Genomic DNA, 23,014 nt, shown 5'->3' with positions numbered 1-23,014 from the left:
CCAAACCGGGTGGGCCGGAACGGCCTTGGCGCGGACGCGGTGCGCCCGCTTTGCGCCTATTGCTTCTTCTTGGTCTTGCTGCTCGTCTTGGCCGGGCCGGAGGTGGACTTGGCGGTCGTTGACTTCGACGACTTGGACGCCGACGCCTTGCCCGACTTCGAAGCCGTGCTCTTGCCCTTGGCCCCCCCGCGGCTCTTGCTTGCCGAAGTTTGCGTAGCAGCAGGCACGGCCGGCTCGGCAGCCGGTTCGCTGATGGTGGCGCCGCCGCTGTCCAGCAGCTCATACGCCAGCATCATGCCGTCGTCATAACCGCAGCGCACCTTCACCGGCTGCCAGTCGTCGTTGCCGCGGCGCTTGTGCGCGGTGGCGGCGAAGGTGACCACCGAGCTGACCGGCACGGCCTGCTTGCCGGGCGAGAAGCGTCCGCTCCATGGCTCGGTCGTGGCCTGTCCCGCGGCGAGTGCGCCGGTGGGGATCTTCAATGCATCGTAGCTGGCCGAGCGCGGCACCACCCAGCTGGCGTGGGCGGCGCAGTCCGCCACGTCGCTGGTGGCGTTCTCGGTCTTCATCAGTTGTTCGCGCATGCGGGTCCGGTACTCGGACAGGCTGACGCGGCCACGGTCGGGCAGGGTGACGGTCTTGGTGGGCGGAGTGGAAGTGGCGGGTGCCGGGGTGGCGGCAGGTCGGGCGGGCGCGGCGGCGGGTGCCGGGGCAGGGCCGGCGCTGGCATCATCGGCCGGCATATTGGCGCAGCCTGCCAGCGCGATCGCACCGGCCACTGCGGCAGCCACCATGCGGAGCCGGCTGCCGAGCAGTTCGGAGATTCGTCGGATCACGGTGTGAGCGGTGTGTGCGTTCTTGGGTTTTGCCCGCGGGGCCGCAGGGGCCGGCAGGCAAGATGGGTTCGCAAAGGAATGCCATGATAGAGGAAACCTATCTGACAAAGTTCCTAAATCTTGTTACCCATTCTTCCAACGCTTGATGTCGTGCAGCAAGTGACTTGTGCACTAGCAGGAATCCCCTCTCTCGCACAACTGCGGTGAACCCGCAGCGTATGCGGGGCTGCGTGGCGCAGCCCCGGCCCGGGTCAGGCCACGCGCGACGGCATCGAGCGCGTAAAGCGCAGCAGCTCGTCGAGCAGCAGGTTCAGGTCATGGCGCAGGCTGGCAAAGCCCGCGGTATGCGTCAGGCCCACCTCGTCCATATAGAGCTTGCGGTTGACCTCCAGCTGCAGGCTGTGGCAGCCGGCCTGGGGCTGTCCCACCACGCGCACGATCTCCACGCCCTTGTACGGGTGGTTGCGCCAGACGTCGTAGCCCATCTCCTTGAGCACGCCCTCGACCCGGTCGGTGAAGCGCTTGTCGCAGGTAGTGCCGTCGCGGTCGCCCACCACGAAGTCCGGATGCTCCAGCCCCGGGAACTCGGTGGCGAATGGCGCGGCGTGGCTCGGCATCGAATGGCAGTTGATATGCCAGGCGCTGCCGTGGCTGGCGACGGCACGGTCGGCCAGCTTCTGCAGCTGCGCGTAATAGGGCAGGTAGCAGCGGTTGATGCGCGCCTGCACTTCTTCCACGCTCAGCTTGCGGTCGTAGATGGCCTCGCCGGTGTCCAGCACGCGCCAGACCAGGCCCTTGCCCAGCCGGGTCTTGGAGGTCTCCTGCCTGGCGCCAGGCCATGGTGTGTCGAGCAGGGCTTCGTCGATTTCTTCCAGCGCGCGGTTGGCGTCCAGGTAGCTGCGCGGGAAGCCCGCGCACAGCAGCGGGATGCCGCGCGCCGGGGCGCCGGCGTAGAGCTCGTCGACAAAGGTGTCTTCGGCCTGGCGCAGCAGTTCCAGCGGCAGCGCGGGGTCGGGGCGGAAGTCCGTCGGGTAGGTCGTCGCGCTGTGCGGCGAGTCCAGGAACAGCGCCGCGGGCTCGCCCTCGGGCTGGTACAGGTAGAACGGACTGTCCGCGGTGGTTCGGTCGGTGTCGGTCATGGTGTTGCTGTGGAATCAGTCGAGCGAGATCTTGGCGGCGGCGGCCACGCGCTTGTTCTTGGCCACTTCGCTCTTGATCTGGGCGGCAAAGTGCGCCGGCGTATCGCCCACCGGGGTCGCGCCCAGCTTCTCGAGCTTGGCCTTCACTTCCGGCAGTGCCAGCACCTTGACCGCGGCGGTGTGGAGCCTGGTCTGGATATCCGCCGGCAGGTTGGCCGGTGCGATCAGGCCGAACCAGGCGGCGTCGTTGACTTCGCCCAGGCCCAGCTCGGCAAAGGTCGGCACGTTGGGCAGCGCGGCCACGCGCTTGGGCGCTGCCACGGCGAGCGCACGCAACTTGCCGCCTTCGATGAACGGCAGCGACGACGGCAGGTTGTCGAACAGCACCTGCACCTGGCCGGCCAGCGCGTCGTTCAGCGCCGGGCCCACGCCCTTGTAGGGCACGTGCAGCAGTTCGGTCTTGCTGCTCATCTTGAACAGTTCCCCCATCATGTGCGAGACGCTGCCGTTGCCCGCCGAGCCATAGGCCAGCTTGTTGGGCTGCGACTGCGCCAGCGCGATGAAGGACTTCATGTCGGTGGCCTTGACCGCCGGGTTGATGCTCATCACGTTCGGCACCGAGGCCAGGTTGGTGATGGTGGTGAAGTCCTTGGTTGCATCGTAGGACAGGCGCGGGTAGACCGCCGGATTGATGCCATGGGTCGAGGCCGTGGCAATGCCCAGCGTGTAGCCGTCCGGCGCCGCCTTGGACAGGAAAGCGGTGCCGATGCTGCCGCCGGCGCCGCCGCGGTTGTCCACCACCACGGCCTGGCCCAGTTGCTGGCCGAGCTTGTCGGCGACGATGCGCGCGACGATGTCGGTGGTGCCGCCGGCGGGGAAGGGCACCACCAGCGTGATCGGCTTGGTCGGGTAGCCGGCCTGGGCGAAAGCGCTGAAGGAGATGCCGGCAGCGGCGGCGGCCGAAGCGGCGGCCAGGAGTCGGAGAAGATGGCGACGTTGCATGACGGGGTCCAGGGGAAGGGGAGGAATAAAGTGGATTTCACGATTCTGCGCGCCCGGGCAAGCGTGCCGCAAACGAAATAAAATCCTTAGCTCATTCCATTTGGTCGTAAAGTAGAGGTGATTTATGCGACGCCTATGTCCGTCGCTGACCGAGTTGCAGGCCTTCGAGGCTGCGGCGCGTCATAACAGTTTTACCGTAGCCGCGCGTGAGCTGCATGTCACGCAAGGCGCGGTCAGCAAGCAGGTGCGCAGCCTGGAGGCTTACCTGGGCGTGGAGCTGTTCCAGCGCGTGCGCCAGCGCCTGATGCTGACCAAGGCGGGCGAGCGCTACCTGGAGCGCATCGGCCCCAGCCTGAACGAGCTGGAGGCCGCCACCGTCGAGCTGATGGCACGGCAGGGGCGGGGCGGCGTGCTGCATATCGCCAGCATGCCGACGCTGGGCGCCAAGTGGCTGATCCCGCGCCTGCCGCAGTTTTTTGCGCGCCATCCGGAGGTGACGCTGGAATTCGTGCCGCACGCGCAGGGCTACGATTTTTCCGAGCCGGACCTGGACGCCGCGATCCGTTTCGGCGACGGCGTCTGGCCCGGCAGCCTGGCCGACTACATGACCGGGCGCGAGGTGCTGCCGGTGTGCCGCCCGGGCCTGCTGGCGTCCGAGCCCGGCGGCGTGGCGCCCACGCCCGCCGCGCTGCTGCGCTATCCGCTGCTGCACCACACCACCGTTCCCGAAGCCTGGCCCGACTGGTTCGCCACGCTGGGCGTGCCGACCCGCGAGGCCTGGAGCGGCGCGCGCTTCGACCAGTTTTCGCTGCTCACGCAGGCCGCGCTGTCGGGTCTGGGCATTGCGCTGATACCGCGCTGCCTGATCGAGGAAGAACTGGCCACCGGGGCGCTGGTGGTGGCGCATCCGGCCCAGGTGCTGGCCAGGAAGGGCTATTACCTGTGCTATCCGGAGCAGAAGCAGCACCTGCCGGCGCTGCGCACGTTCCGCGCATGGGTGATGGAAGGGGCCGACCTGGCGCGGCCCGCCTGACGTTCAGGCCACGTCCGATGTCAACTGGCGCAACTGCTCCAGCAGCTTCGCTGCCGGCGCCGGCAGGATGCCCTGGCGGCGCCGGTACACCGCCAGCCGGCGCGGCGCCTGGGCGCCTTCAATGGACAGCGGCTGGATCATGCCCGCCTTTTGCTCGGCCTCGTACATCGGCGCGGCCATCCAGCTGAGGAAGCCCGCGCGTGCCACCAGCGCCTTGAGTGCAATGATCGAGCGGGTTTCGGCGACGATGTCCGGCGGCGGCAGCCCGGCCCGTGCAAACAGCCGCTGCAGTTCGTCGAATGGCGCCGTGCCGCGCGGCGGCATGACCCAGCGGCAGCCGACCGTATCCGCCAGCCGCAGCGCCGGCCGGCCCGTCAGCGGATGCCCGGCGGCGGCGACCACGAAGCTGCTGTCGCTCCAGCCCACATCCGCCACGGCGCAGATTTCCTCGTTCTCCGGCAGGGCGATGCCGATGGCCAGGTCGATCTCGCGGCGCAGCAGCGCATCGGCCAGGAAATCTCCCACGCCTTCGACGATGCGCACGTGCAGCCCGGGCCAGCGTGCCAGCACCGCCTCGATCGCCTCCGGCAGCACCACGCTGGCCACGCTGGCGACGGTGCCCACGCGGATGGTGCCGGCGGCCAGCCCGCGCAGCGCGCGCACGGCCTCGGTGGCGTGCTCGGCTTCGTGGCGCAAGAGGTTGGCGTGCGGCAGCAGGGCCTCGCCGCAGGCGGTCAGCACCATGCCGGTGGCATAGCGTTCGAACAGCGGCGCGTCCAGCTGGGCTTCCAGCCGCTGGATGGTGCGGCTCAGTGCCGGCTGGGTCACGTTCAGCTGTGCGGCCGCGCGGCCCAGGCTGCCGTGTTCGCACACCGCAAGGAAGGCAAGTAGCTGGCGCAGATCGAGGGTCATGCCGAATCGTAATGACTTTGCCCCGAAACGGCAATTTCTGGGCAAGGCCTGATTGTCCATACTGGTCGGCAAGCTTTGTCTCTGATTCCGCACTGGAGCTTCCTCGACCATGGCCAGTTCTGCCTCACCTGCTGCCTCCGCCACTCCCACCACCGTGCGCACCGCGGTGCTGGACCTGCTGCGCGCGTTCGGCATGACCACCATCTTCGGCAATCCCGGCTCGACCGAGCTGCCGCTGTTCCTCGATTTCCCCGACGACTTCCGCTACATCCTCGGCCTGCAGGAATCCGTGGTGGTGGGCATGGCCGATGGCTATGCCCAGGCCACCCGCAATGCGGCCTTCGTCAACCTGCACTCGGCGGCCGGCGTCGGCCATGCCATGGGCAGCATCTTCACCGCCCACAAGAACCGCACCCCGATGGTGATCACGGCCGGGCAGCAGGCGCGCTCGATCCTGCCGTTCGAGCCCTTCCTGTTCTCGGCCCAGGCCACCGAACTGCCCAAGCCCTACGTGAAGTGGAGTTGCGAGCCGGCGCGGGCCGAAGACGTGCCGCTGGCGATTGCGCGCGGCTACTACATCGCCATGCAGCCGCCGCGCGGGCCGGTGCTGATCTCGATTCCCGCCGATGACTGGGCCCGGCCGTGCGAGCCGGTGCTGCCGCGCACGGTCAGCACTGAAAGCCGCGTGCAGCCGGCACTGCTGGCGCAGATCGGCGACGCTCTCGATGCCAGCCGCCGGCCGGCGTTCGTGGTGGGCGCGGCCGTGGACCGCGATGGCGCCTGGGACGATGTGGTGCGGCTGGCGGAACGGCACCAGGCGGCGGTGTGGGTGGCGCCGATGTCGGGGCGCTGCGGCTTTCCGGAAGACCATCCGCTGTTTGCCGGCTTCCTGCCGGCGATGCGCGAGAAGATCGTCGGGCTGCTCACGGGCCACGACCTTGTGTTCGCGCTGGGGGCGGCAGCCTTCACCTATCACGTCGAGGGGGTTGGCCCTCATGCGCCGCCCGGGGCGCAGGTGGTGCAGCTGATCGACGATCCGAATATCGCCGCATGGGCGCCGGTGGGCACTGCCGCAGTCGGCAGCATCCGCCAGGGCGTGGCCGACCTGCTGGCGCGCCCGGCGCCGCCGCGGCGCGAAGCCCCGCGCCCGCGCGTGCCGGCACCGCGCGCCGAGCCCGGCACGCCGATGAGCGTCGCCTATGTCCTGCAGACGCTGGCGGAGCTGCGCGACCCCGATTCCATCGTGGTCGAGGAAGCGCCCAGCGCGCGCCCGGTGATGCATCGCCACCTGCCCATCCTGCGCAGCGAGACCTTCTATACGATGTGCAGCGGCGGGCTTGGCTACGGCCTGCCCGCGGCAGTGGGCGTCGCGCTGGGCAAGCCGGGGCGCAAGGTGATCGGCCTGGTCGGCGACGGCTCCAGCATGTATTCGATCCAGGCGCTGTGGAGCGCCGCGCAACTGGGCCTGCCGATCACGTTCATCGTGCTCAACAACCGGCGCTACGCCGCCCTGCAGGAGTTTGCGCCGACCTTCGGCTTTGGCAGCGATGATCCGCTGGTCGGCACGGCCTTGCCCGACCTGGGTTTCGTGTCGATCGCGCTCGGGCATGGTTGCGAGGCAGTGCGGGTGACTCATCCTGCTGCATTGCGCGAAGCCCTGGCGACAGCCCTGCGGATGCGTGTACCGACCGTGGTGGAGATCGAGGTGGCCTGAGCCGCAGCGCCAGACGACAGACGACAGACGAAGTACCCCTTCCAGGAGACTCCAGGATGCAAAGCATCACCATGCTGATCAACGGCGAGCGCACGCAGGCCGCCAGCGGTGCCACCTTCGAGCGCCGCAACCCGCTTGACCACAGCGTGGCCACGCGAGCGCCGGCAGCCACGAGCGCCGATGCGCTGGCCGCGGCCGACGCTGCCGGGCGCGCCTTCCCGGCCTGGCGCGACACCGGTCCGGGCGAACGGCGCGCCTTGCTCATGCGCGCCGCGCAGGCACTCGAAGGCAAGGCCGGGGCGCTCACCGCCGCGATGGCGGCAGAGACCGGTGCGTCGGCGATGTGGGCCGGCTTCAATGTGCACCTTGCCGTCGGCATGCTGCAGGAGGCCGCCGCGCTGACCACGCAGATCAACGGCGAGGTGATCCCCTCCGACGTGCCGGGCAGCCTGGCCATGGCGGTGCGGCAGGGCGCGGGCGTGGTGCTGGGCATCGCGCCGTGGAACGCACCGGTGATCCTGGGCGTGCGCGCCGTGGCCACGGCGCTGGCGTGCGGCAATACGGTCATCCTGAAGGGTTCGGAGATCTGTCCGGCCACGCATGGCCTGATCGTCGATGCGCTGGCGGAGGCGGGCTTCCCGGCGGGCGTGGTCAACTTTGTCACCAACGCCCCGGCCGATGCCGCCGCGGTAGTCGAGACCATCATCGCCCACCCGGCCGTGCGCCGCATCAACTTCACCGGCTCCACGCGCGTGGGGCGGCTGATCGCGCAGACCTGCGCGCGCTACCTGAAGCCCGCGGTGCTGGAGCTGGGCGGCAAGGCGCCGCTGGTGGTGCTCGACGATGCGGACCTGGACGCCGCGGTGGACGGTGCCATCTTCGGCGCCTTCGCCAACTCGGGCCAGATCTGCATGTCCACCGAGCGCATCGTGGTGGATGCCAGCATCGCGGACGCCTTCGTGGCACGCTTTGCCGCGCGTGCCGGCGCCTTGCCGCTGGCGGATCCGCGCACCGGCCCGGCGGTGCTGGGCTCGGTGGTCGACATGAGCACGGTCGAGCGCTGCAACGCGATGATCGACGACGCGCTGGCCAAGGGCGCGCGGCTGGTCTGCGGCGGCAAGGCGACCGACACGCTGATGCGGGCGACGGTGCTGGATCACGTGACGCCGGACATGGAGATCTATCGCGAGGAATCGTTCGGGCCGGTCAAGGCCGTGGTGCGCGTGGATGGCGTGGAAGCGGCCATTGCCTGTGCCAATGATTCCGCCTATGGGCTGTCGGCGGCGGTATTCGGCGGCGATGTGGCGCGCGCGATGCGGGTGGCCGGCCGCATCGAATCGGGCATCTGCCACGTCAATGGCCCGACCGTGCACGACGAGGCGCAGATGCCGTTCGGCGGCGTCAAGGCGAGTGGCTATGGCCGCTTCGGCGGCAAGGCCGGGATCGATGCCTTCACCGAGCTGCGCTGGATCACGGTGCAGACCACGCCACGGCAATATCCGTTCTGAGTGGCGCCGCAGAGCGCTGCGGCAGGCAGTAGCAAAACATAAGACAGGAGACAACCATCATGCGATTCCCCCACCGTATCGCGCGCGCCCTTTGCGCCGCACTGTGCGTGCCGGGCCTGCTGGCTGGCATGAGCGCGCCGGCCGCCGCGCAGCCGTGGCCGGACAAGCCGATCCGGCTGGTCGTCAACTTCCCGGCCGGCGGGGCCGCGGATACGCTGGCGCGCGGCATCTCGCCCGGTCTGTCCGAGGCGCTGAAGCGTCCGGTGGTGATCGACAACCGCCCGGGCGCCAACGGCATCGTTGGCGGCGATGCCGTGGCCAAGGCGCCGGCTGATGGCTATACCTTCCTGCTGACCTCGGGCGGCGCGGTGGCCATCGATCCCTTCCTCTACAAGAAGATGCCGTACGACCCGCTCAAGGACCTGACCCCGGTCGCGTCGGTGGCGCTGGTGCGGGTCTACCTGCTGGTGCATCCGTCGGTGCCGGCGAAGACGCTGGACGCGTTCATCGCCTATGTGCGCGAGCATCCGGGCAAGCTCAGCTACGGCTCGGCCGGCAACGGCAGCACGCCGCATATCGCTGCCGAGATGTTCAAGCGCGCCGGCAAGCTGGACGCCGTGCACGTGCCGTACAAGGGCGCGGCCCCGGCCCTGAGCGACCTGCTGGCAGGGCAGGTGCAGTTCATGTTCGATCCCGGCCCCGGCCTGCAGCACGTGGCCAGCGGCAAGCTCAGGCTGCTGGCGGTGGCCAGCGCCAAGCGCGCGGCGCAATACCCGGACGTGCCGACGCTGGCCGAGGCCGGCCTGCAGGACGTGGACGGCGACTCGACCTTCGGCGTCTATGCGCCCGCCGGCACGCCGCCGGCCATCGTCGAGCGCATGAACCGCGAGATCAACCGCGCGCTCGCCGGCGCGCAGCTGCAGGACAATGTCAACAAGCTGGGCGGTGCGGTGGCGCCGCTGAGCATCCAGGCGTTTGCCGAGCGGCAGAACGTGGATCGCGCGCGCTATGGCAGGTTCATCCGGCAGGCGGGCATCACCGTGGACTGACCCATGAGAAAGGGCGGCATGTCGATGCCGCCCTTTGCGCGCTTCAGCAGCGAGCGCCGCCTTACTTCGACAGCACCTTCATCGCCTGTTCCAGCCCCGCCAGCGTCACCGGATACATCCGTCCCTTCATCAGCTGGTTGATGACCGTGATCGACTGCCGGTACTGCCACAGGCCTTCCGGCTCCGGGTTGAGCCAGACGAAGTGCGGGAACTGCTCGGTCATCCGGTTCAGCCATACCGCGCCGGCTTCGGTGTTGTTGTACTCCACCGAGCCGCCCGGCTGCAGGATCTCGTACGGGCTCATAGTGGCGTCGCCGACGAAGATGATCTTGTAGTCGGGCGTGTACTTGTGCAGCAGGTCCCACGTGGCCAGCTTCTCGGCGTGGCGGCGGCGGTTGTTCTTCCACACGTAGTCGTACAGGCAGTTGTGGAAGTAGTAGTACTCCAGGTGCTTGAACTCGGTCTTGGTGGCCGAGAACAGCTCCTCCACGCGCTTGATGTGGTCGTCCATCGAGCCGCCCACGTCCATCAGCATCAGCACCTTGACCTTGTTGTGGCGCTCGGGACGCAGCTTGATGTCGAGCAGGCCGGCGTTGGCCGCGGTGGAGTGGATGGTGTCGTCCAGGTCCAGCTCGGTGTCGGCGCCTTCGCGGGCGAAGCGGCGCAGCCGGCGCAGCGCGACCTTGATATTGCGCGTGCCCAGTTCGACCTGGTCGTCATAGTCCTTGTAGGCGCGCGCCTCCCACACCTTGATCGCGGTGCGGTTGCCCTTGCTTGGCCCGCCGATGCGGATGCCCTCGGGGTTGTAGCCGCCGTGGCCGAAGGGCGAGGTGCCGCCCGTGCCGATCCACTTGTTGCCGCCCTCGTGCTTTTCCTTTTGCTCCTCCAGCAGTTGCTTGAGGCGCTCCATCAGCTTGTCGAGGCCGCCCATGGCCTCGATCTTGGCTTTTTCCTCGGGCGAGAGTTCGCGCTCCAGCGTCTTCTGCAGCCAGTCGAGCGGAATGTCGGACTTCCAGTCGACCAGGCTCTCGACCCCCTTGAAGTAGGCGGCGAAGGTCTGGTCGAACTTGTCGAAGTGCTTCTCGTCCTTGACCAGCGTCATGCGCGACAGGTAGTAGAACTCGTCGATCGACGGCGAGATGACCTGCGCCTTGAGCGCTTCCAGCATGGTCAGGTATTCCTTGACCGAGACCGGCAGCTTGGCGTGGCGCAGCGAGAAGAAGAAATCGATCAGCATGATGCCTCGCTTTCAGTCGGCGGCCGCTTCAGCGCGGACGGTCGAGCTGGAATTGCAGGTGTTGCCGCACCGCCGGCCATTCGCTGGCGATGATCGAGAACACCACGGTGTCGCGCAAGGAGCCGTCCGGCATGCGCTGGTGGTTGCGCAGCACGCCGTCCTGCTTGGCGCCCAGGCGCGCAATGGCGGCGCGGCTCTGCTGGTTCATCCAGTGCGTGCGGAATTCCACGGCGATGCAGTCGAGATGCTCGAAGGCATGGCCCAGCAGCATCAGCTTGCATTCCGTGTTCAGCGGCGTGCGCTGGACGCGGCGCGCGTACCAGGTGGAGCCGATCTCCACGCGCCGGTGGGTCGCGTCGACATTCATGTAGGTGGTCATGCCCGCCAGCTCGCCGGCGGCATCGCGCACCGCGAACGGCAGCATCGAGCCCTGTTCCTGCAGCGCCAGGCGCCGCGCGATCTCGGCTTCGATCCGCTCGGGCGCGGGCACGCTGGTGTACCAGAGCTTCCACAGCTCGCCGTCGGCGCAGGCGCTGCGCAGGCCATCGGCATGCTCGGCGCGCAGCGGCTCCAGCGTGACGTGCCGGCCCACCAGCGTGACGGGTTTGACGAACGCAGTCATGGCGGGCGGTGCCTCAGCGGTTGGCGCGGTTCATGAACACCAGGCGCTCGAACAGGTGCACGTCCTGCTCATTCTTCAGCAGCGCGCCATGCAGCGGCGGGATCGCGGCCTTCTTGTCCGGACTCTTCAGCGCCTCGGGCGGGATGTCCTCGGCCATCAGCAGCTTGAGCCAGTCGATCAGCTCGGACGTGGACGGCTTCTTCTTCAGGCCTGGCAGGTTGCGCATCTCGTAGAACGATTCCAGCGCGGCAGCTACCAGTTCGCGCTTGATGCCGGGGTAGTGCACGTCGACGATCTGCTGCATCGTCTCGGCATCGGGGAACTTGATGTAGTGGAAGAAGCAGCGGCGCAGGAAGGCGTCGGGCAGCTCCTTCTCGTTGTTCGAGGTGATGATCACCAGCGGGCGATGCTTCGCCTTGACCAGTTCGCGCGTCTCGTAGACATAGAACTCCATGCGGTCGAGTTCGCGCAGCAGGTCGTTGGGGAATTCGATGTCGGCCTTGTCGATCTCGTCGATCAGCAACACGACCTGCTCGTCGGCGTCAAAGGCCTGCCACAGCACGCCCTTGACGATGTAGTTGCGGATGTCGTGGACGCGGTCGTCGCCCAGCTGCGAGTCGCGCAGGCGCGACACCGCGTCATACTCGTACAGGCCCTGCTGCGCCTTGGTGGTCGACTTGATATGCCACTGCTGCAGCGGCATGCCCAGCGCGGCGGCGACTTCCTCGGCCAGCATGGTCTTGCCGGTGCCGGGCTCGCCCTTGATCAGCAGCGGGCGCTGCAGCGTGCGCGCGGCATTGACGGCCAGCTTGAGGTCGTCGGTGGCGACATATTGATCGCTGCCCTCGAAACGGGCCTGCTGGGCGATGGAAGCTTGGGCGGAAGCGTTGGCGGTGTTTGACATGAGGCAACCTGAGGTGACGGCCTCGGATCGAGGGCCGGGTTGGCGTGCTTGGCGCGGTCTCTTCGCGCTGTCATGCGCGCTTTCATTTTGGAAACAGGGTCCGGTGCAGGGCGCCCGCGCGCTGCTGGCGGCAGCATTCGCGAACGGTCGTGCAGATTCCCGGGATCAGCCAGTATAAAAGACCTTTGCGGTTCGTGTTGGGGCACGCTGACAGGCCGCCGGCGGCCGGGGCCGGTTGCTGGACTGGCAGGTGCCGGCTGCGGTACAATGCGGCGGTTTGACGCGCCCCCACGTCCAGTTCTCCAGCATCCGGCAGTCCGCGTTCAGAAGTCCCAGCGGCCCCTCCGGGTCGCGGCGATTGCGAGAGGTGGTTCCAGAATGGTGTTCCACATCCCGGCAACAGAGCGGATGCGACATGTCTGGCGGGTTGCACCTCGGCAATCCGTCCGGCTGCCCTGGTTTTCCCCGCAGAAGCATTCTGAAACCGTCTCCGCCCGGCAGGGCAGGTCACACGGTTTAACTTCCAATCCGCAAAGACAATGAAAAAGCTCCTCACGATGGTGGTGCTGGGCGCGGCTGCAACGGCTGCGCAGGCACAGGAAGTCAAGGGCAATGGAGACGCTGCCAAGGACAAGGTTGCAATGTGCATCGGATGCCACGGCATTCCGGGCTACCGTGCGTCATTCCCCGAAATCTATGAAGTGCCGCTGCTGGGCGGCCAGAGCGCCAAGTACATCGAGAACGCGCTCAAGGCCTACCAGAAGGGCGAGCGCAAGCACCCGACCATGCGCAGCATCGCCGCGACGCTGACCGAGCAGGATATCGCCAACGTGGCGGCCTACTACTCGCAGCAGAAGGCCGGTACGCAGAACAATTCCCTCAAGTAAGAGACCCACATGAATACGCTCAAGACGCTTTCGTTCGCGCTCGGCGCACTCGTGCTGGGTGCTGCCGCCATGCCGGCCTCGGCCGCCGACCTAGCCGCCGGCAAGGCGCTGGTGGAAAAGGGTGCCTGCGTGGCCTGCCATGGCGCAGGCCTGAACGCCCCGATCTCGCCGGACTACCCCAAGCTGGCGGGCCAGCACGCCGACTACCTGTACCACGCGCTGGCGTCGTACCAGGTGTCGGGCAACCCCCTGGTGGGCCGCTCCAACGCCATCATGGCCGGCCAGGTCAACGCCAATCCGGCCGTGACCGACAAGGACGGCAAGCCGCGCCCGTTCACCCGCAAGGAGCTGAAGGACATCGCCGCCTACATAGAGTCGCTGCCTGGCGACCTGGTGCTGAAGAAGTAAGAACGCGCGGCGGCTGCCGCGCCGATGCCAAAAAGCCGCTTCCCTGGAAGCGGCTTTTTGTTGTGTGCGGCAGCGCGGGGCCCAGGCCCCGCCGCGGCATCAGTTGCCGCTGCCCGAGGCCAGCCGGCGCTGGCGCACCGACTCGGCCAGGCCCTCGAGCACCTTGACCGAGTCGTCCCAGCCGATGCAGGCATCGGTCACGGACTGGCCGTAGGTCAGTTCCTCGACCGGTTGGCCCTGCACGTGGTCCTGGCGGCCCGCCACCAGGTGCGATTCCACCATCACGCCGATGATGCGCTGGTCGCCGCCGGCGATCTGGCGGCCGATGTCCTCGCACACCGGGATCTGGTTCTCATGCCGCTTGCTGCTGTTGGCGTGCGAGGCATCGACCATCAGGCGCGAGGCCAGGCCGGCCTTGGCGATGGCGTCGCACGCTTCCTGCACGCTGGCCGCGTCGTAGTTGGGCGCCTTGCCGCCGCGCAAAATCACGTGGCAGTCCTCGTTGCCGGAGGTCGACACGATCGCCGAGTGGCCGCCCTTGGTCACCGACAGGAAATGGTGCGGCTGCGACGCGGCCTTGATCGCATCGACCGCGATCTTGACGTTGCCGTCGGTGCCGTTCTTGAAGCCCACCGGGCACGACAGCCCGGAAGCGAGTTCGCGGTGCACCTGCGACTCGGTGGTGCGGGCGCCGATCGCGCCCCAGCTGACCAGGTCGGCGATGTATTGCGGGCTGATCATGTCGAGGTACTCGGTGCCGGTGGGCACGCCCATCTCGCTGATGTTCAGCAGCAGCTCGCGCGCGGTGCGCAGGCCATCGTTGATCTTGAAGCTGCCATCCATGTGCGGATCGTTGATCAGCCCCTTCCAGCCTACCGTGGTGCGCGGCTTCTCGAAGTACACGCGCATCACCACCTCCAGCTCGCCGGCGAAGCGGTCGCGCTGGACCTTGAGCAGCTTGGCGTAGTCCAGCGCGGCGCGGGTATCGTGGATCGAGCACGGGCCGATGATGACGATCAGGCGGTCATCCATGCCGTGCAGGATGCGGTGCATGGCCTGGCGCGCGCCGTAGATCACGTCCGAAGCCTGTTCGGAGCAGCCGAACTCGCGGATCAGGTGCGCGGGCGGCAGCAGTTCCTTGAGTTCGCGAATGCGCAGGTCGTCGGTGTTCTTCAGCATGATGGCTCCAGGATTCTTGTGAGGTCGTGAGTGTGTGGGGTAACAAACGGGTATAAAAAAACCGCCAGGGTCGCTGGCGGTCTTTTTTGTATTCGGGGCGCTGCTTACAGCCGTCCCTCCCTATCCGCCAGCGGTGTGAGATCGCTAAAAAAGTAAAAGTAAAACTTGGCGGACATGGCGGAAAAAGGCGTTGGCTTGGGTCAGCTTGAATCGATTATCGTCGTGGGCGCCGAATTTATGCTGCACTGCGTAGCAGAAAGGCAGGAAATTGCGCGCCGGTCGGTCAATTTTCGGCGTGCGTCCGTTGCTTATCGCGCGGCGAAGCATCTTTATAGCGCCTTTTGCCAGGGTTGGCAAGTGTCGACGAGGCCATGCGGTGCGCTGGCGCACCGATCTCCGGCGGCTTGCAGCCTTGCCGCGCAAGCCTTGTCCCGCCGCCGCTTTTCGGCTTTTCCCAACATAACCGGGGGCTATATTGGAACCGGGGAGCGGTGAGCACGGGGAGGTGCATCATGAGCGTCGATGAAGCGAGGCTGAATGCCTTCATGGAAAAATTCATCAACGATATCGGCGCGGTGATGCATGCCGCGACCGTGGTCGTGGGCGATGAACTCGGCCTGTACAAGGCGATGGCGGAAAAAGCCATGACCGCAGAAGTGCTGGCGGCAAAAACCCATACCGACGTGCGCTACCTGCGCGAATGGCTGTCGGCCCAGGCGGCCAGCGGCTATGTCGACTATGACCCGGCAACCGGGCAGTTCAGCCTGAACGAAGAGCAGGCCTATGCGCTGGCGCAGGAGGGCAGCCTCGCATTTATCCCGGGCGCGTTCCAGATCGCGGTGGCGCAGTTCCGCGCCATCCCGAAGATGATCGATATCTTCCGCAACGGCCGCGGGCTGGGCTGGCACGAGCACGATCCCGCGCTGTTCCACGGCACCGAGCGCTTCTTCCGGCCCGGCTACGCGGCGCACCTGGTCTCCGAATGGATTCCCGCACTGGACGGCATGGAGGCGCGGCTCAAGGCGGGCGCGTCGGTGGCGGACGTGGGCTGCGGCCACGGCGCGTCGACCATCATCATGGCGCAGGCGTATCCGGCCTCGCGCTTTGTCGGTTTCGACTACCACGAGCCTTCGGTGCGCCATGCCGCCGAAGCCGCGCGCCGCGCCGGCGTGGCCGAGCGCGTGCGCTTCGAAGTGGCCACCGCCAAGGACTACGGCGGCAAGGACTATGACCTGGTGGCGGTGTTCGACTGCCTGCACGACATGGGCGATCCGGTGGGCGCGGCGCGCCACGTGCGCGAGACCCTGCGCGCCGATGGCGCCTGGATGATCGTGGAGCCGTTTGCCAACGACACGCTGGAGCAGAACCTCAACCCGGTCGGCCGGGTGTTCTATTCCGCGTCCACCTTCATCTGCACGCCGGCGTCGCGCGCGCAGGAAGTCGGCCTGTGCCTGGGCGCGCAGGCGGGCGAGGCGCGCATGCGCGCAGTGGTGGAGCAGGCCGGCTTCCGCAGTTTTCGCCGCGCGGCGCAGACGCCGTTCAACCTGGTGTATGAAGTGCGGCCGTAAGGCTGGGACGATCCCATGAAAAACGGGACCCCGCGGGGTCCCGTCTTCGTTGTAGCCGGGCCGGTCAGGCGGTGCCGCCCACCGTCATGTTCTCGATGCGCAGCGTCGGCTGGCCCACGCCCACCGGTACGCTCTGGCCTTCCTTGCCGCAGACGCCGACGCCCGAGTCCAGGCGCATGTCGTTGCCGATCATGGTGACGTCCTTCAGCGATTCCGGGCCGTTGCCGACCAGCGTCGCGCCCTTGACCGGGTAGGTGATCTTGCCATCCTCGATCATGTAGGCCTCGCTGGCCGAGAACACGAACTTGCCGTTGGTGATGTCCACCTGGCCGCCGCCGAAGTTGACCGCATACAGGCCGCGCTTGACGCTGGCGATGATCTCCTGCGGATCCCTGTCGCCATTGAGCATGTAGGTGTTGGTCATGCGCGGCATCGGCAGCGCGGCATAGCTTTCGCGGCGCGCGTTGCCGGTGACCGGCAACTTCATCAGGCGCGCATTCAGCGTGTCCTGCATATAGCCGCGCAGGATGCCGTCCTCGATCAGCGTGGTGCACTGGGTCGGGTTGCCTTCGTCGTCCAGGTTGAGCGAGCCGCGGCGGTTGGCCAGCGTGCCGTCGTCGACCACGGTCACGCCCTTGGCCGCGACGCGTTCGCCCATGCGGCCGGCAAAGGCCGACGAGCCCTTGCGGTTGAAGTCGCCCTCCAGGCCGTGGCCGACGGCTTCATGCAGCAGCACGCCAGGCCAGCCCGGGCCCAGCACCACGGTCATCGCGCCGGCCGGGGCCGGGCGCGCGTCCAGGTTGACCAGGGCCGAAGAGACGGCCTCGTCCACATACTTCTGCAGCAGCTCGTCGGTGAAGTAGCCATAGGCATAGCGGCCGCCGCCGCCGGAAGAGCCGACCTCGCGGCGCCCGCCGTGTTCGGCGATCACCGTGACCGAGACCCGCACCAGCGGACGCACGTCGGCGGCGATCACGCCGTCGCTGCGCGCCACCAGCACCACGTCGTATTCGCCGGCCAGGCCTGCCATCACTTGCACCACGCGCGGATCCTTGGCGCGCGCCATGCGCTCGACGCGCTCCAGCAGCGCCACCTTCTCGGCCGCGCTCATGGAGTCGAGCGGGTCGTTGGGCGTGTACAGGTTGCGCCCGGCGTGCGTGGCCAGCTCGCCGGCCACCTTGACGCGGCCGCTGCCGGCACGGCCGATGGTGCGCGTGGCCGCCGCGGCCTGCGACAGCGCCGCCAGGCTGATGTCGTCCGAATAGGCAAAGGCGGTGCGGTCGCCCGAGACCGCGCGCACGCCCACGCCCTGGTCGATGCTGAAGCTGCCCGACTTGACGATGCCTTCTTCCAGGCTCCAGGCCTCGTTGCGGGTGTACTGGAAGTACAGGTCGGCATAGTCGACCTTGTGCGTGAAGATATCGGCCAGCACGCGCTGGAGCTTGGCCTCGTCCAGGCCGTACGGTGCCAGCAGCAGTTGCTGCGCGGTGGCCAGGTTGCGGATTCCGAGATCGCCGGCGTTCATGAGATGTCCTTTCTTCCTGGGAACGCGCCGGCTTGCGGCCGGCGCGGCAAAAAATTCTCTGGGCGGGCGCCGGTGGCGGCCCCCGCGGTTGCGTACATGCTACAGCACCCGGTGTCGCAGTGCCGGCAGGTTCTGCCGGACCTCGGCCAGGCGCACGGGGTCGATCACGCCGCCGACCACGCCTTCGCCTTCAGGCAGCGTTGCCAGGACTTCGCCCCACGGATCGACCAGCATCGAATGGCCCCAGGTGCGCCGGCCGTTCTCATGCTTGCCGCCCTGTGCCGCGGCCAGCACATAACATTGGTTTTCAATGGCGCGGGCGCGAAGCAGGATCTCCCAGTGCGCCTGCCCCGTGGTGTAGGTGAAGGCGGCCGGCATCAGAATCAAGCTGGTGCCGTCGCCGGCGGCCAGTCCACGGTAAAGCTCGGGGAAGCGCAGGTCGTAGCACACCGACATCGCCACCCGGCCGCAGGGCGCGTCAAAACTGACCGGCGTGCGCCCGGCCAGGATGGTGCGCGACTCGTCGTAGCTTTCAGTGCCGCGGGTGAAGCCGAACAGGTGGATCTTGTCGTAGCGCGCCACGCGCTCGCCGCGCGGGTTGAAGGCGAGCGAGGTGTTGTACACGCGCGCCGGGTCGTCGCACCACATCGGCAGCGTGCCGCCGACCAGCCAGATGCCGTGGCGGCGTGCCGCATCGGCCAGGAACTGCTGCACCGGGCCGTCGCCGTCATGCTCGCGCACCGCCACCTTGTCCGATTCGGAGCGGCCCATCATGCAGAAGTATTCGGGCAGCAGCACCAGCGCGGCGCCGCCGGCGGCGGCCTCGGCGATCAGCGCGCCGGCGCGCGCCAGGTTGGCATCGAGCGAGGTGCCGGTCACGGTCTGGATGGCGGCAACGCGGAACGGGGCGGGGGCGGCGGGTGCAGTCATAGGCGGGGCGGGCGTGGTTTTCCTCAGCGCGGGAAGGCGGGGTCCGCGCGGTTCTGGAAGGTCGGAGCTTGCGCCTTATTGTCCTCCAGTTTGCCGATCTGCGGGTTGGCCCAGCTGCCGGTGATGCGGTAGTGCTGGGTGAACACCTTGGAGAACTCGTCGGCAAACAGCAGTTGCGCGGCCAACGTGCCGATGCCCAGCACCGGGTTGATGAAGGCGGCCGCGATCGAGGTGGAGGTGGCGTTGATGCGCGGCACCACCTCCACGCGCAGGTCCTGGGTCTCGCGCAGCAGGTTGGCGGTGCCGCTCATGCTGGCCATGATCTGCGGGCTCCTGAGCTCGAAGTCCTGGATCGTGCCGACGCCGTTCTCGATCGTGCCGGAGCCGGCAATGCGGTCGAACACCAGCCCGCGGCCCGACAGGGTGCGGAAGTCCAGCGTGGCAAAGCGCAGCAGGCCCTGCAGGCTGAGCACGCCCAGCAGCCGCGCCGCGCCGGGGTCCACGCTCAGGATCTGGCCATTCTCCAGGTCCAGCGACAGCTTGCCCGACAGCGTCGGATAGTCGATCGACAGCGGCGAGCCGCGCCAGGCCACGCGGCCTTCGAGCTTGCCCTTGCCGTCGCTCAGCGTGTGTGCCAGGCCCAGCCGGTCCAGCGTGGCGCCGGCATCGCGCACGTCGATGGTGAAGGACAACAGGGTGCGGCGCTCGGCATTGGCGTCGGCGCGCAGCCGGCGCGGCACGCGCCAGCTGCCGCTGCCGGTCAGGGTGGCGCCGGGCTGCTCGATCTGCAGCTTGTCCAGGGTCCAGACCGGGTCGGCAGCGCTGGTGCCGGTATGGGCCTTGACTTCAAGCTTGCCGAAGTCATGCCCGCGCAGCATGAACTGGTCGGCCACCAGGTCGATCGCGGGCAGCTCGTCGATGCTGCTGGCGAGCGCGTCCACCACGTTGTGCTCGTCGCTGGCATCGGGCACGTTCAGGCGCGCCAGGCGCAATTGCAGCGACCCGGTGGCCGAGGGCCCGGCCGGACGCCACTGCACCGCGCCGGCCACCTGGCGCGAGTCGATCTTCGCGTTCCAGCCACCGGCCTCGCGGTTGGCGTCGAGCACCACCTCATCCAGCGTGCGGCCCATGGCGTGCAGCGCGCGCGCGCGCAGCGCAATGCGGCCAGGCAGGAAGGGCGAGGGCGCCTCGGTGGGGCCCGCGGTGCCGGCACCGCCGCCGAAGGCCGCCCGCCACGCATCGATATCGAGCTGGTCGAAGGTGGCCGCGGCGCTGACACCGGCCGCGGGCAGCGGCGCCGCCTGCTGCACGCCGATGCCGCCGGCGAGCACGTCGATGCCGCCGCCCTGGTCGCGGCGCAGCAGGTAGCGCGCGTTCAGCGCATGGCCCAGCTGCACCACCAGCTCGCTGGTGCCGGCGCGGCCCGGGGCGCTGGCCGGGCGCAGGTCCACGCGCAGCGCCAGGTCTTGCGCCGCGGCCTTGGCCAGGGGCGCGGGCAGGCCGCTCGCCATGCCATTCAGTTCGGAGCTCAGCTGCACCTGCAGCTGGCGCTCGCGCGTAGCGATCACGGCGCTGTAGCTGGTGCTGCCTTCGAGCCGCGCGGCCACCGGCGCCAGCGCCGAGCCCGCGGCAGCCTCGCGCAGCCCCGCGGCCGAGACGCTGCCGCTGGCGGTGACGTGCGTGGCGCCGTCCGGCTGGGTGCCGCCGCCGAGCCGGATCTCGCCACCGAGGAAGCGGGCGCGCATGTTCTCCAGCCCGAAACCGTGTTCGTTGAAGGTGATGGTGCCGTTGGCATGGCCCAGTTGCGGCAGTTGCGGGCTGAGCACGACATCGTTGCCGGGGAAGCGGAAGCGGCCGTCCACCTTGGCGGCATTGGCGTGTTCCAGCGGCATGTCGAGCTTGAGCCTGAGCTCGCCGTTGCCGTTGGCCTGCGCCGCATCGGCCACGTGCGCGGTCCATTCGCGCACCGGCGAGGTGTTGATGTAGCGCAGGAAGCCCTGCACCGGCCCGCTGGCGCCGCCGTCGATCACCAGCTTGCCGTGCGGGCCAAGGTCGTCGATGCGGCCCTTGACGTCCTGCAGCGTGACGCCGGGGATATCTTGGACCGTGGCCCGGCTCGCCAGGAACGTCATGCCGCCGCGGTCGAACACGACCCGCCCGGCAATGTCGGTGAACGTGGGCCACGCCTGTACGCCGGCGGTGGTGCCGCTCGCGGTCTCGTGCGGGGCGATCTGGTAGCTGACGTGTTCGATCGGCACCTCGACGCGGAACTCGCCGGCCTTCTCGTGCGGGGCATGGAACGGGAAATGCGCCAGGTCGCCGCGCAGCACGAAGCTCACGCCGGCCGCTTCGCCGCCCGCCAGCGCACCGGCCAGGTAGTGCCGGGTGCCGGCCGGAATGCTCAGCGGCAGGTAACGCGGCACGCGCGCCACCTGGGCGCGGGTCATGTCACCGGTCAGGTCGGCGATGCCGGACACACCGTCGCCGCCTGCGCGCCAGGTGCCGCGCACCGAGCCGGCCGCATCGGCATTGGCAAAGCGCACGCCGTCCAGCGTGACCGCGAGCTTGCCGCCGGTGTGGGTCCAGCGCACTTCGCCGCCGATCTGGTCGAACGGCAGCCGCGGCTCCTCGAACAAGCCAGGCAGCACCAGTGCCGCGCCATTGCCTTCGAAGCGGGCATTGCCCTGCTGGTCATCGAAGGAGAAGGTGCCGGACAGGTGCGAGAAGCCGGGCGTGCCCAGCCGCGGGTGACCGCTGGCGTCCACCGCGGGCACGGCCGGCTGGCCGTTGACCGAGACGTCGCGCAGCGTGCCCTGCACGCTGTAGAGCGGCTTGCCGCCGCCGCGCTCGAGCATGCCGGCGCCCTCGCGGCTCCAGGTCACGTTAAGGTTGTCGATGTGGCCCGCCGGCTGCAGCGCGCGCAGCCGGCGCAGCACCGCGGTGTCCAGCGGCATCGAGCTGGACACCGCGCGTACCGTGTTCAGGTCCAGCGTGGGCGCCTTCAGCGAGAACTTGCGCAGGGTGCCGTCTTTGGCGGTGGCCCAGCCGAGGGTGACCTTGCGCATGCCTTCGCGCCAGGTGCTGTCGGCGGGGGTGCCCTCATCGTCGCTGGCTGGCTGGGGCTGCCAGAGCAGGGTGTCGACGGTCAGCAGGTTGCTGCCGTCACGCTCGGTCCGGTGCAGCAGGAAGGCCTGCGCATTGGCCAGGCGCAGCGGGGCGGAGGCGCCGGCCAGCTGCAGGTCGACGCCGCTGGCGCGCAGCCGCGTCTGGCTGCGCACGATGCGGCCCTGGCGGAATTCAATGCTGCCGTCGGTGCTGAAGGTGCCGCTGGCGACGCGCTCGAACATCGCCAGGTAGCGCTGCAGCACCGGCAGCTGCAGCTGGCCGAGGTCCCAGCTGGCCTGCCCGGTCCAGTAGCGCCAGTTGCCGGCGCTGTGCAGGTAGTCGTTGCGGAAGGTGGACTGCACCACCAGCGGGCTCGGCCCCAGCGCCGGCGAGCGCGCTTCCAGTTCCAGCGTATGGCGCACGCCATCGCGGCGGGTATCGAGGCGGATCTCGCCGATATCGAGCTGCGGCAGGCCTGCCTTTTCGTCCAGCCAGCGCAGCTTGCCGTCGGACAGCGCCACGCGCCCCTGCGACATCAGCCAGCCCAGGAAGCGGTCGTCGTCCTGCTGGCCGCCGGTCGCGTCCACCACCATGCCGCCCACCAGCAGCCTGCCCTCGGGCGTGCGCCGAACCAGGATGTCGGTGCTGGTCGCGCCCAGGCTGACGAACTGCAGGTTCATGCTGAACAGCGAACGCCACGACAGCTCGCCGTCGAGCGTGGCGGCCGCAAGCAGCACGCGCTGTTCGGGGTCCACGGCGCGCAGGCCGCGGGCGCGGAAGGCTGGGTGCCAGCCGTCCCAGTAGGTATCGAGCGCGCCGATGCTGACCTTGGCCGAGAGCGCCACCGAGCCACGCTCTTCCAGCCACTGGCGCGCGGTGGATGCCTGTGGCCACAGCACGAAGCGGATCAGCAGGCCCGCCACCAGCGCCAGCGCGGCCAGCACCAGTGCCAGCCGCACCAGCGCGCGGCCCAGCCCGCGCCAGAATGGGTGGCGCACGGCTGCCGCCACGCCGCGCGCGCAGGCGCGCAGGAATGTGCCCGCGCGTGCGCGGGCGGAACCGCTGCGCCGGGCGCTGGCGGCATCGTTGGCCGGGGGATTCACGGGGTGTGGCGGGGCCAGGGTGGAGGCGGCCTCCGGCCCGCCCGCGCCGCCATTGGGGGGGGAACCATCAGCGGGTTGTGGGGCGCGGCTGGACATGCGCAGATTATCCGACAATACTAGCCGCTCTCCAATCTGGTGCCCGGCCGGCTGAAACAAGAACGCGCAAGCTGCGCGCACCCAACGCGACAATAGCGACGCTGGCACGCCCGCTGCGCGGACAACAAGACGCGAAGATCGGGTGAGCCGCGGGGTGAACCGCGGGGCGAACCACGGGCCGCACCTTTTCTCGCATTTCAAATACTGGAATGACTGCCTCTGAACCGACGAGTTCCGCCGCTGGCGACGCTGCTGAC

At 68.5% G+C, this 23,014-nt stretch carries 19 protein-coding genes; 7 read left to right on the top strand and 12 right to left on the bottom strand.

Annotation, left to right across the window (positions count from 1 at the left end; all coding sequences use genetic code 11):
• Positions 1-56: 56 nt before the first annotated feature.
• The 3 genes from AC07UK_RS23550 to AC07UK_RS23540 all read right to left on the bottom strand — a co-directional run bounded on the left by AC07UK_RS23550 (position 57) and on the right by AC07UK_RS23540 (position 2,977).
• Positions 57-836, bottom strand: a complete 780-nt coding sequence (locus AC07UK_RS23550) for a BspC domain-containing protein (protein ID WP_436221174.1) — start codon at positions 834-836, stop codon at positions 57-59.
• A 251-nt stretch (positions 837-1,087) separates the two neighbouring features.
• Entirely contained in the window at positions 1,088-1,975 is an 888-nt protein-coding gene (locus AC07UK_RS23545; RefSeq protein WP_494686330.1) for an N-formylglutamate amidohydrolase, read from the bottom strand.
• Positions 1,976-1,990: 15 nt separating this feature from the next.
• Complete coding sequence (locus tag AC07UK_RS23540) at positions 1,991-2,977, bottom strand: Bug family tripartite tricarboxylate transporter substrate binding protein (protein WP_013956070.1); 987 nt, start codon at positions 2,975-2,977, stop codon at positions 1,991-1,993.
• Between the two features lie 124 nt (positions 2,978-3,101).
• Here AC07UK_RS23540 and AC07UK_RS23535 point away from each other — a divergent pair, with 124 nt between their 5' ends.
• On the top strand, positions 3,102-4,010 hold the full coding sequence (locus tag AC07UK_RS23535) for a LysR substrate-binding domain-containing protein (protein WP_026201107.1): 909 nt from the start codon (positions 3,102-3,104) through the stop codon (positions 4,008-4,010).
• 3 nt (positions 4,011-4,013) lie between these two features.
• Here AC07UK_RS23535 and AC07UK_RS23530 read toward each other — a convergent pair whose 3' ends face one another.
• Complete coding sequence (locus tag AC07UK_RS23530) at positions 4,014-4,922, bottom strand: LysR family transcriptional regulator (protein ID WP_436221175.1); 909 nt, start codon at positions 4,920-4,922, stop codon at positions 4,014-4,016.
• A gap of 109 nt (positions 4,923-5,031) precedes the next feature.
• On the opposite strand from AC07UK_RS23530, the gene mdlC reads away from it, so the two are divergent.
• From mdlC to AC07UK_RS23515, 3 genes are read left to right on the top strand one after another with little or no spacing between them, the layout of a single operon-like run.
• Positions 5,032-6,636: a benzoylformate decarboxylase gene (mdlC, locus tag AC07UK_RS23525; RefSeq protein ID WP_436221176.1), complete on the top strand. Its 1,605-nt coding sequence runs from the start codon at positions 5,032-5,034 to the stop codon at positions 6,634-6,636.
• A 56-nt stretch (positions 6,637-6,692) separates the two neighbouring features.
• Entirely contained in the window at positions 6,693-8,144 is a 1,452-nt protein-coding gene (locus AC07UK_RS23520) for an aldehyde dehydrogenase (RefSeq protein WP_494686329.1), read from the top strand.
• Positions 8,145-8,203: 59 nt separating this feature from the next.
• Positions 8,204-9,193, top strand: a complete 990-nt coding sequence (locus AC07UK_RS23515) for a Bug family tripartite tricarboxylate transporter substrate binding protein (RefSeq protein ID WP_436221178.1) — start codon at positions 8,204-8,206, stop codon at positions 9,191-9,193.
• 61 nt (positions 9,194-9,254) lie between these two features.
• On the opposite strand, the gene AC07UK_RS23510 is transcribed toward AC07UK_RS23515, so the two are convergent.
• Genes AC07UK_RS23510 through AC07UK_RS23500 form a run of 3 tightly spaced genes read right to left on the bottom strand, consistent with a single transcriptional unit; the run spans position 9,255 to position 11,956 of the window.
• On the bottom strand, positions 9,255-10,430 hold the full coding sequence (locus AC07UK_RS23510; RefSeq protein ID WP_013956076.1) for a vWA domain-containing protein: 1,176 nt from the start codon (positions 10,428-10,430) through the stop codon (positions 9,255-9,257).
• Positions 10,431-10,458: 28 nt separating this feature from the next.
• A complete protein-coding gene (locus tag AC07UK_RS23505) occupies positions 10,459-11,052 on the bottom strand; it encodes a GNAT family N-acetyltransferase (RefSeq protein WP_436221179.1) in 594 nt (197 codons plus the stop codon).
• A 13-nt stretch (positions 11,053-11,065) separates the two neighbouring features.
• Positions 11,066-11,956 (bottom strand): AAA family ATPase, encoded by an 891-nt coding sequence (locus AC07UK_RS23500; protein WP_436221180.1) that lies wholly within the window; start codon positions 11,954-11,956, stop codon positions 11,066-11,068.
• 539 nt (positions 11,957-12,495) lie between these two features.
• Between AC07UK_RS23500 and AC07UK_RS23495 the strand changes: the two genes are divergently transcribed.
• Positions 12,496-12,843 carry a c-type cytochrome gene (locus tag AC07UK_RS23495; protein ID WP_354687598.1) on the top strand — a complete coding sequence of 116 codons (348 nt, stop codon included), beginning with the start codon at positions 12,496-12,498 and terminating at the stop codon, positions 12,841-12,843.
• Positions 12,844-12,852: 9 nt separating this feature from the next.
• Positions 12,853-13,251 carry a c-type cytochrome gene (locus tag AC07UK_RS23490; protein ID WP_436221181.1) on the top strand — a complete coding sequence of 133 codons (399 nt, stop codon included), beginning with the start codon at positions 12,853-12,855 and terminating at the stop codon, positions 13,249-13,251.
• 99 nt (positions 13,252-13,350) lie between these two features.
• On the opposite strand, the gene aroG is transcribed toward AC07UK_RS23490, so the two are convergent.
• Positions 13,351-14,430: a 3-deoxy-7-phosphoheptulonate synthase AroG gene (gene aroG / locus AC07UK_RS23485; protein WP_013956081.1), complete on the bottom strand. Its 1,080-nt coding sequence runs from the start codon at positions 14,428-14,430 to the stop codon at positions 13,351-13,353.
• Positions 14,431-14,574: 144 nt separating this feature from the next.
• Entirely contained in the window at positions 14,575-14,820 is a 246-nt protein-coding gene (locus AC07UK_RS23480; protein ID WP_148271560.1) for a hypothetical protein, read from the bottom strand.
• Positions 14,821-14,942: 122 nt separating this feature from the next.
• Here AC07UK_RS23480 and AC07UK_RS23475 point away from each other — a divergent pair, with 122 nt between their 5' ends.
• Positions 14,943-15,998: a class I SAM-dependent methyltransferase gene (locus tag AC07UK_RS23475; protein ID WP_316148943.1), complete on the top strand. Its 1,056-nt coding sequence runs from the start codon at positions 14,943-14,945 to the stop codon at positions 15,996-15,998.
• A 64-nt stretch (positions 15,999-16,062) separates the two neighbouring features.
• On the opposite strand, the gene tldD is transcribed toward AC07UK_RS23475, so the two are convergent.
• The 3 genes from tldD to AC07UK_RS23460 form a co-directional block, all read right to left on the bottom strand.
• On the bottom strand, positions 16,063-17,523 hold the full coding sequence (gene tldD / locus AC07UK_RS23470; RefSeq protein WP_114134000.1) for a metalloprotease TldD: 1,461 nt from the start codon (positions 17,521-17,523) through the stop codon (positions 16,063-16,065).
• A gap of 99 nt (positions 17,524-17,622) precedes the next feature.
• On the bottom strand, positions 17,623-18,453 hold the full coding sequence (locus tag AC07UK_RS23465; protein WP_436221182.1) for a carbon-nitrogen hydrolase family protein: 831 nt from the start codon (positions 18,451-18,453) through the stop codon (positions 17,623-17,625).
• 23 nt (positions 18,454-18,476) lie between these two features.
• Positions 18,477-22,757, bottom strand: a complete 4,281-nt coding sequence (locus tag AC07UK_RS23460) for a YhdP family protein (protein WP_494686328.1) — start codon at positions 22,755-22,757, stop codon at positions 18,477-18,479.
• Positions 22,758-23,014: the final 257 nt, after the last annotated feature.

It is taken from the genome of Cupriavidus sp. GW821-FHT07C08 (assembly GCF_059419025.1).
Note: the sequence above shows the minus strand (reverse complement) of the source record. Positions and strands in the feature narration are given on the sequence as shown.

Excerpts from the sequence above, each read along its gene's own strand:
- AC07UK_RS23540 (WP_013956070.1), bottom strand. The coding sequence starts at position 2,977 with ATGCAACGTCGCCATCTTCTCCGACTCCTGGCCGCCGCTTCGGCCGCC.
- AC07UK_RS23515 (WP_436221178.1), top strand. The coding sequence starts at position 8,204 with ATGCGATTCCCCCACCGTATCGCGCGCGCCCTTTGCGCCGCACTGTGC.
- AC07UK_RS23545 (WP_494686330.1), bottom strand. The coding sequence starts at position 1,975 with ATGACCGACACCGACCGAACCACCGCGGACAGTCCGTTCTACCTGTAC.
- AC07UK_RS23465 (WP_436221182.1), bottom strand. The coding sequence starts at position 18,453 with ATGACTGCACCCGCCGCCCCCGCCCCGTTCCGCGTTGCCGCCATCCAG.
- AC07UK_RS23495 (WP_354687598.1), top strand. The coding sequence starts at position 12,496 with ATGAAAAAGCTCCTCACGATGGTGGTGCTGGGCGCGGCTGCAACGGCT.
- tldD (WP_114134000.1), bottom strand. The coding sequence starts at position 17,523 with ATGAACGCCGGCGATCTCGGAATCCGCAACCTGGCCACCGCGCAGCAA.
- AC07UK_RS23490 (WP_436221181.1), top strand. The coding sequence starts at position 12,853 with ATGAATACGCTCAAGACGCTTTCGTTCGCGCTCGGCGCACTCGTGCTG.
- AC07UK_RS23510 (WP_013956076.1), bottom strand. The coding sequence starts at position 10,430 with ATGCTGATCGATTTCTTCTTCTCGCTGCGCCACGCCAAGCTGCCGGTC.
- mdlC (WP_436221176.1), top strand. The coding sequence starts at position 5,032 with ATGGCCAGTTCTGCCTCACCTGCTGCCTCCGCCACTCCCACCACCGTG.
- AC07UK_RS23475 (WP_316148943.1), top strand. The coding sequence starts at position 14,943 with ATGAGCGTCGATGAAGCGAGGCTGAATGCCTTCATGGAAAAATTCATC.
- AC07UK_RS23500 (WP_436221180.1), bottom strand. The coding sequence starts at position 11,956 with ATGTCAAACACCGCCAACGCTTCCGCCCAAGCTTCCATCGCCCAGCAG.
- aroG (WP_013956081.1), bottom strand. The coding sequence starts at position 14,430 with ATGCTGAAGAACACCGACGACCTGCGCATTCGCGAACTCAAGGAACTG.
- AC07UK_RS23535 (WP_026201107.1), top strand. The coding sequence starts at position 3,102 with ATGCGACGCCTATGTCCGTCGCTGACCGAGTTGCAGGCCTTCGAGGCT.
- AC07UK_RS23460 (WP_494686328.1), bottom strand. The coding sequence starts at position 22,757 with ATGTCCAGCCGCGCCCCACAACCCGCTGATGGTTCCCCCCCCAATGGC.
- AC07UK_RS23520 (WP_494686329.1), top strand. The coding sequence starts at position 6,693 with ATGCAAAGCATCACCATGCTGATCAACGGCGAGCGCACGCAGGCCGCC.
- AC07UK_RS23530 (WP_436221175.1), bottom strand. The coding sequence starts at position 4,922 with ATGACCCTCGATCTGCGCCAGCTACTTGCCTTCCTTGCGGTGTGCGAA.
- AC07UK_RS23505 (WP_436221179.1), bottom strand. The coding sequence starts at position 11,052 with ATGACTGCGTTCGTCAAACCCGTCACGCTGGTGGGCCGGCACGTCACG.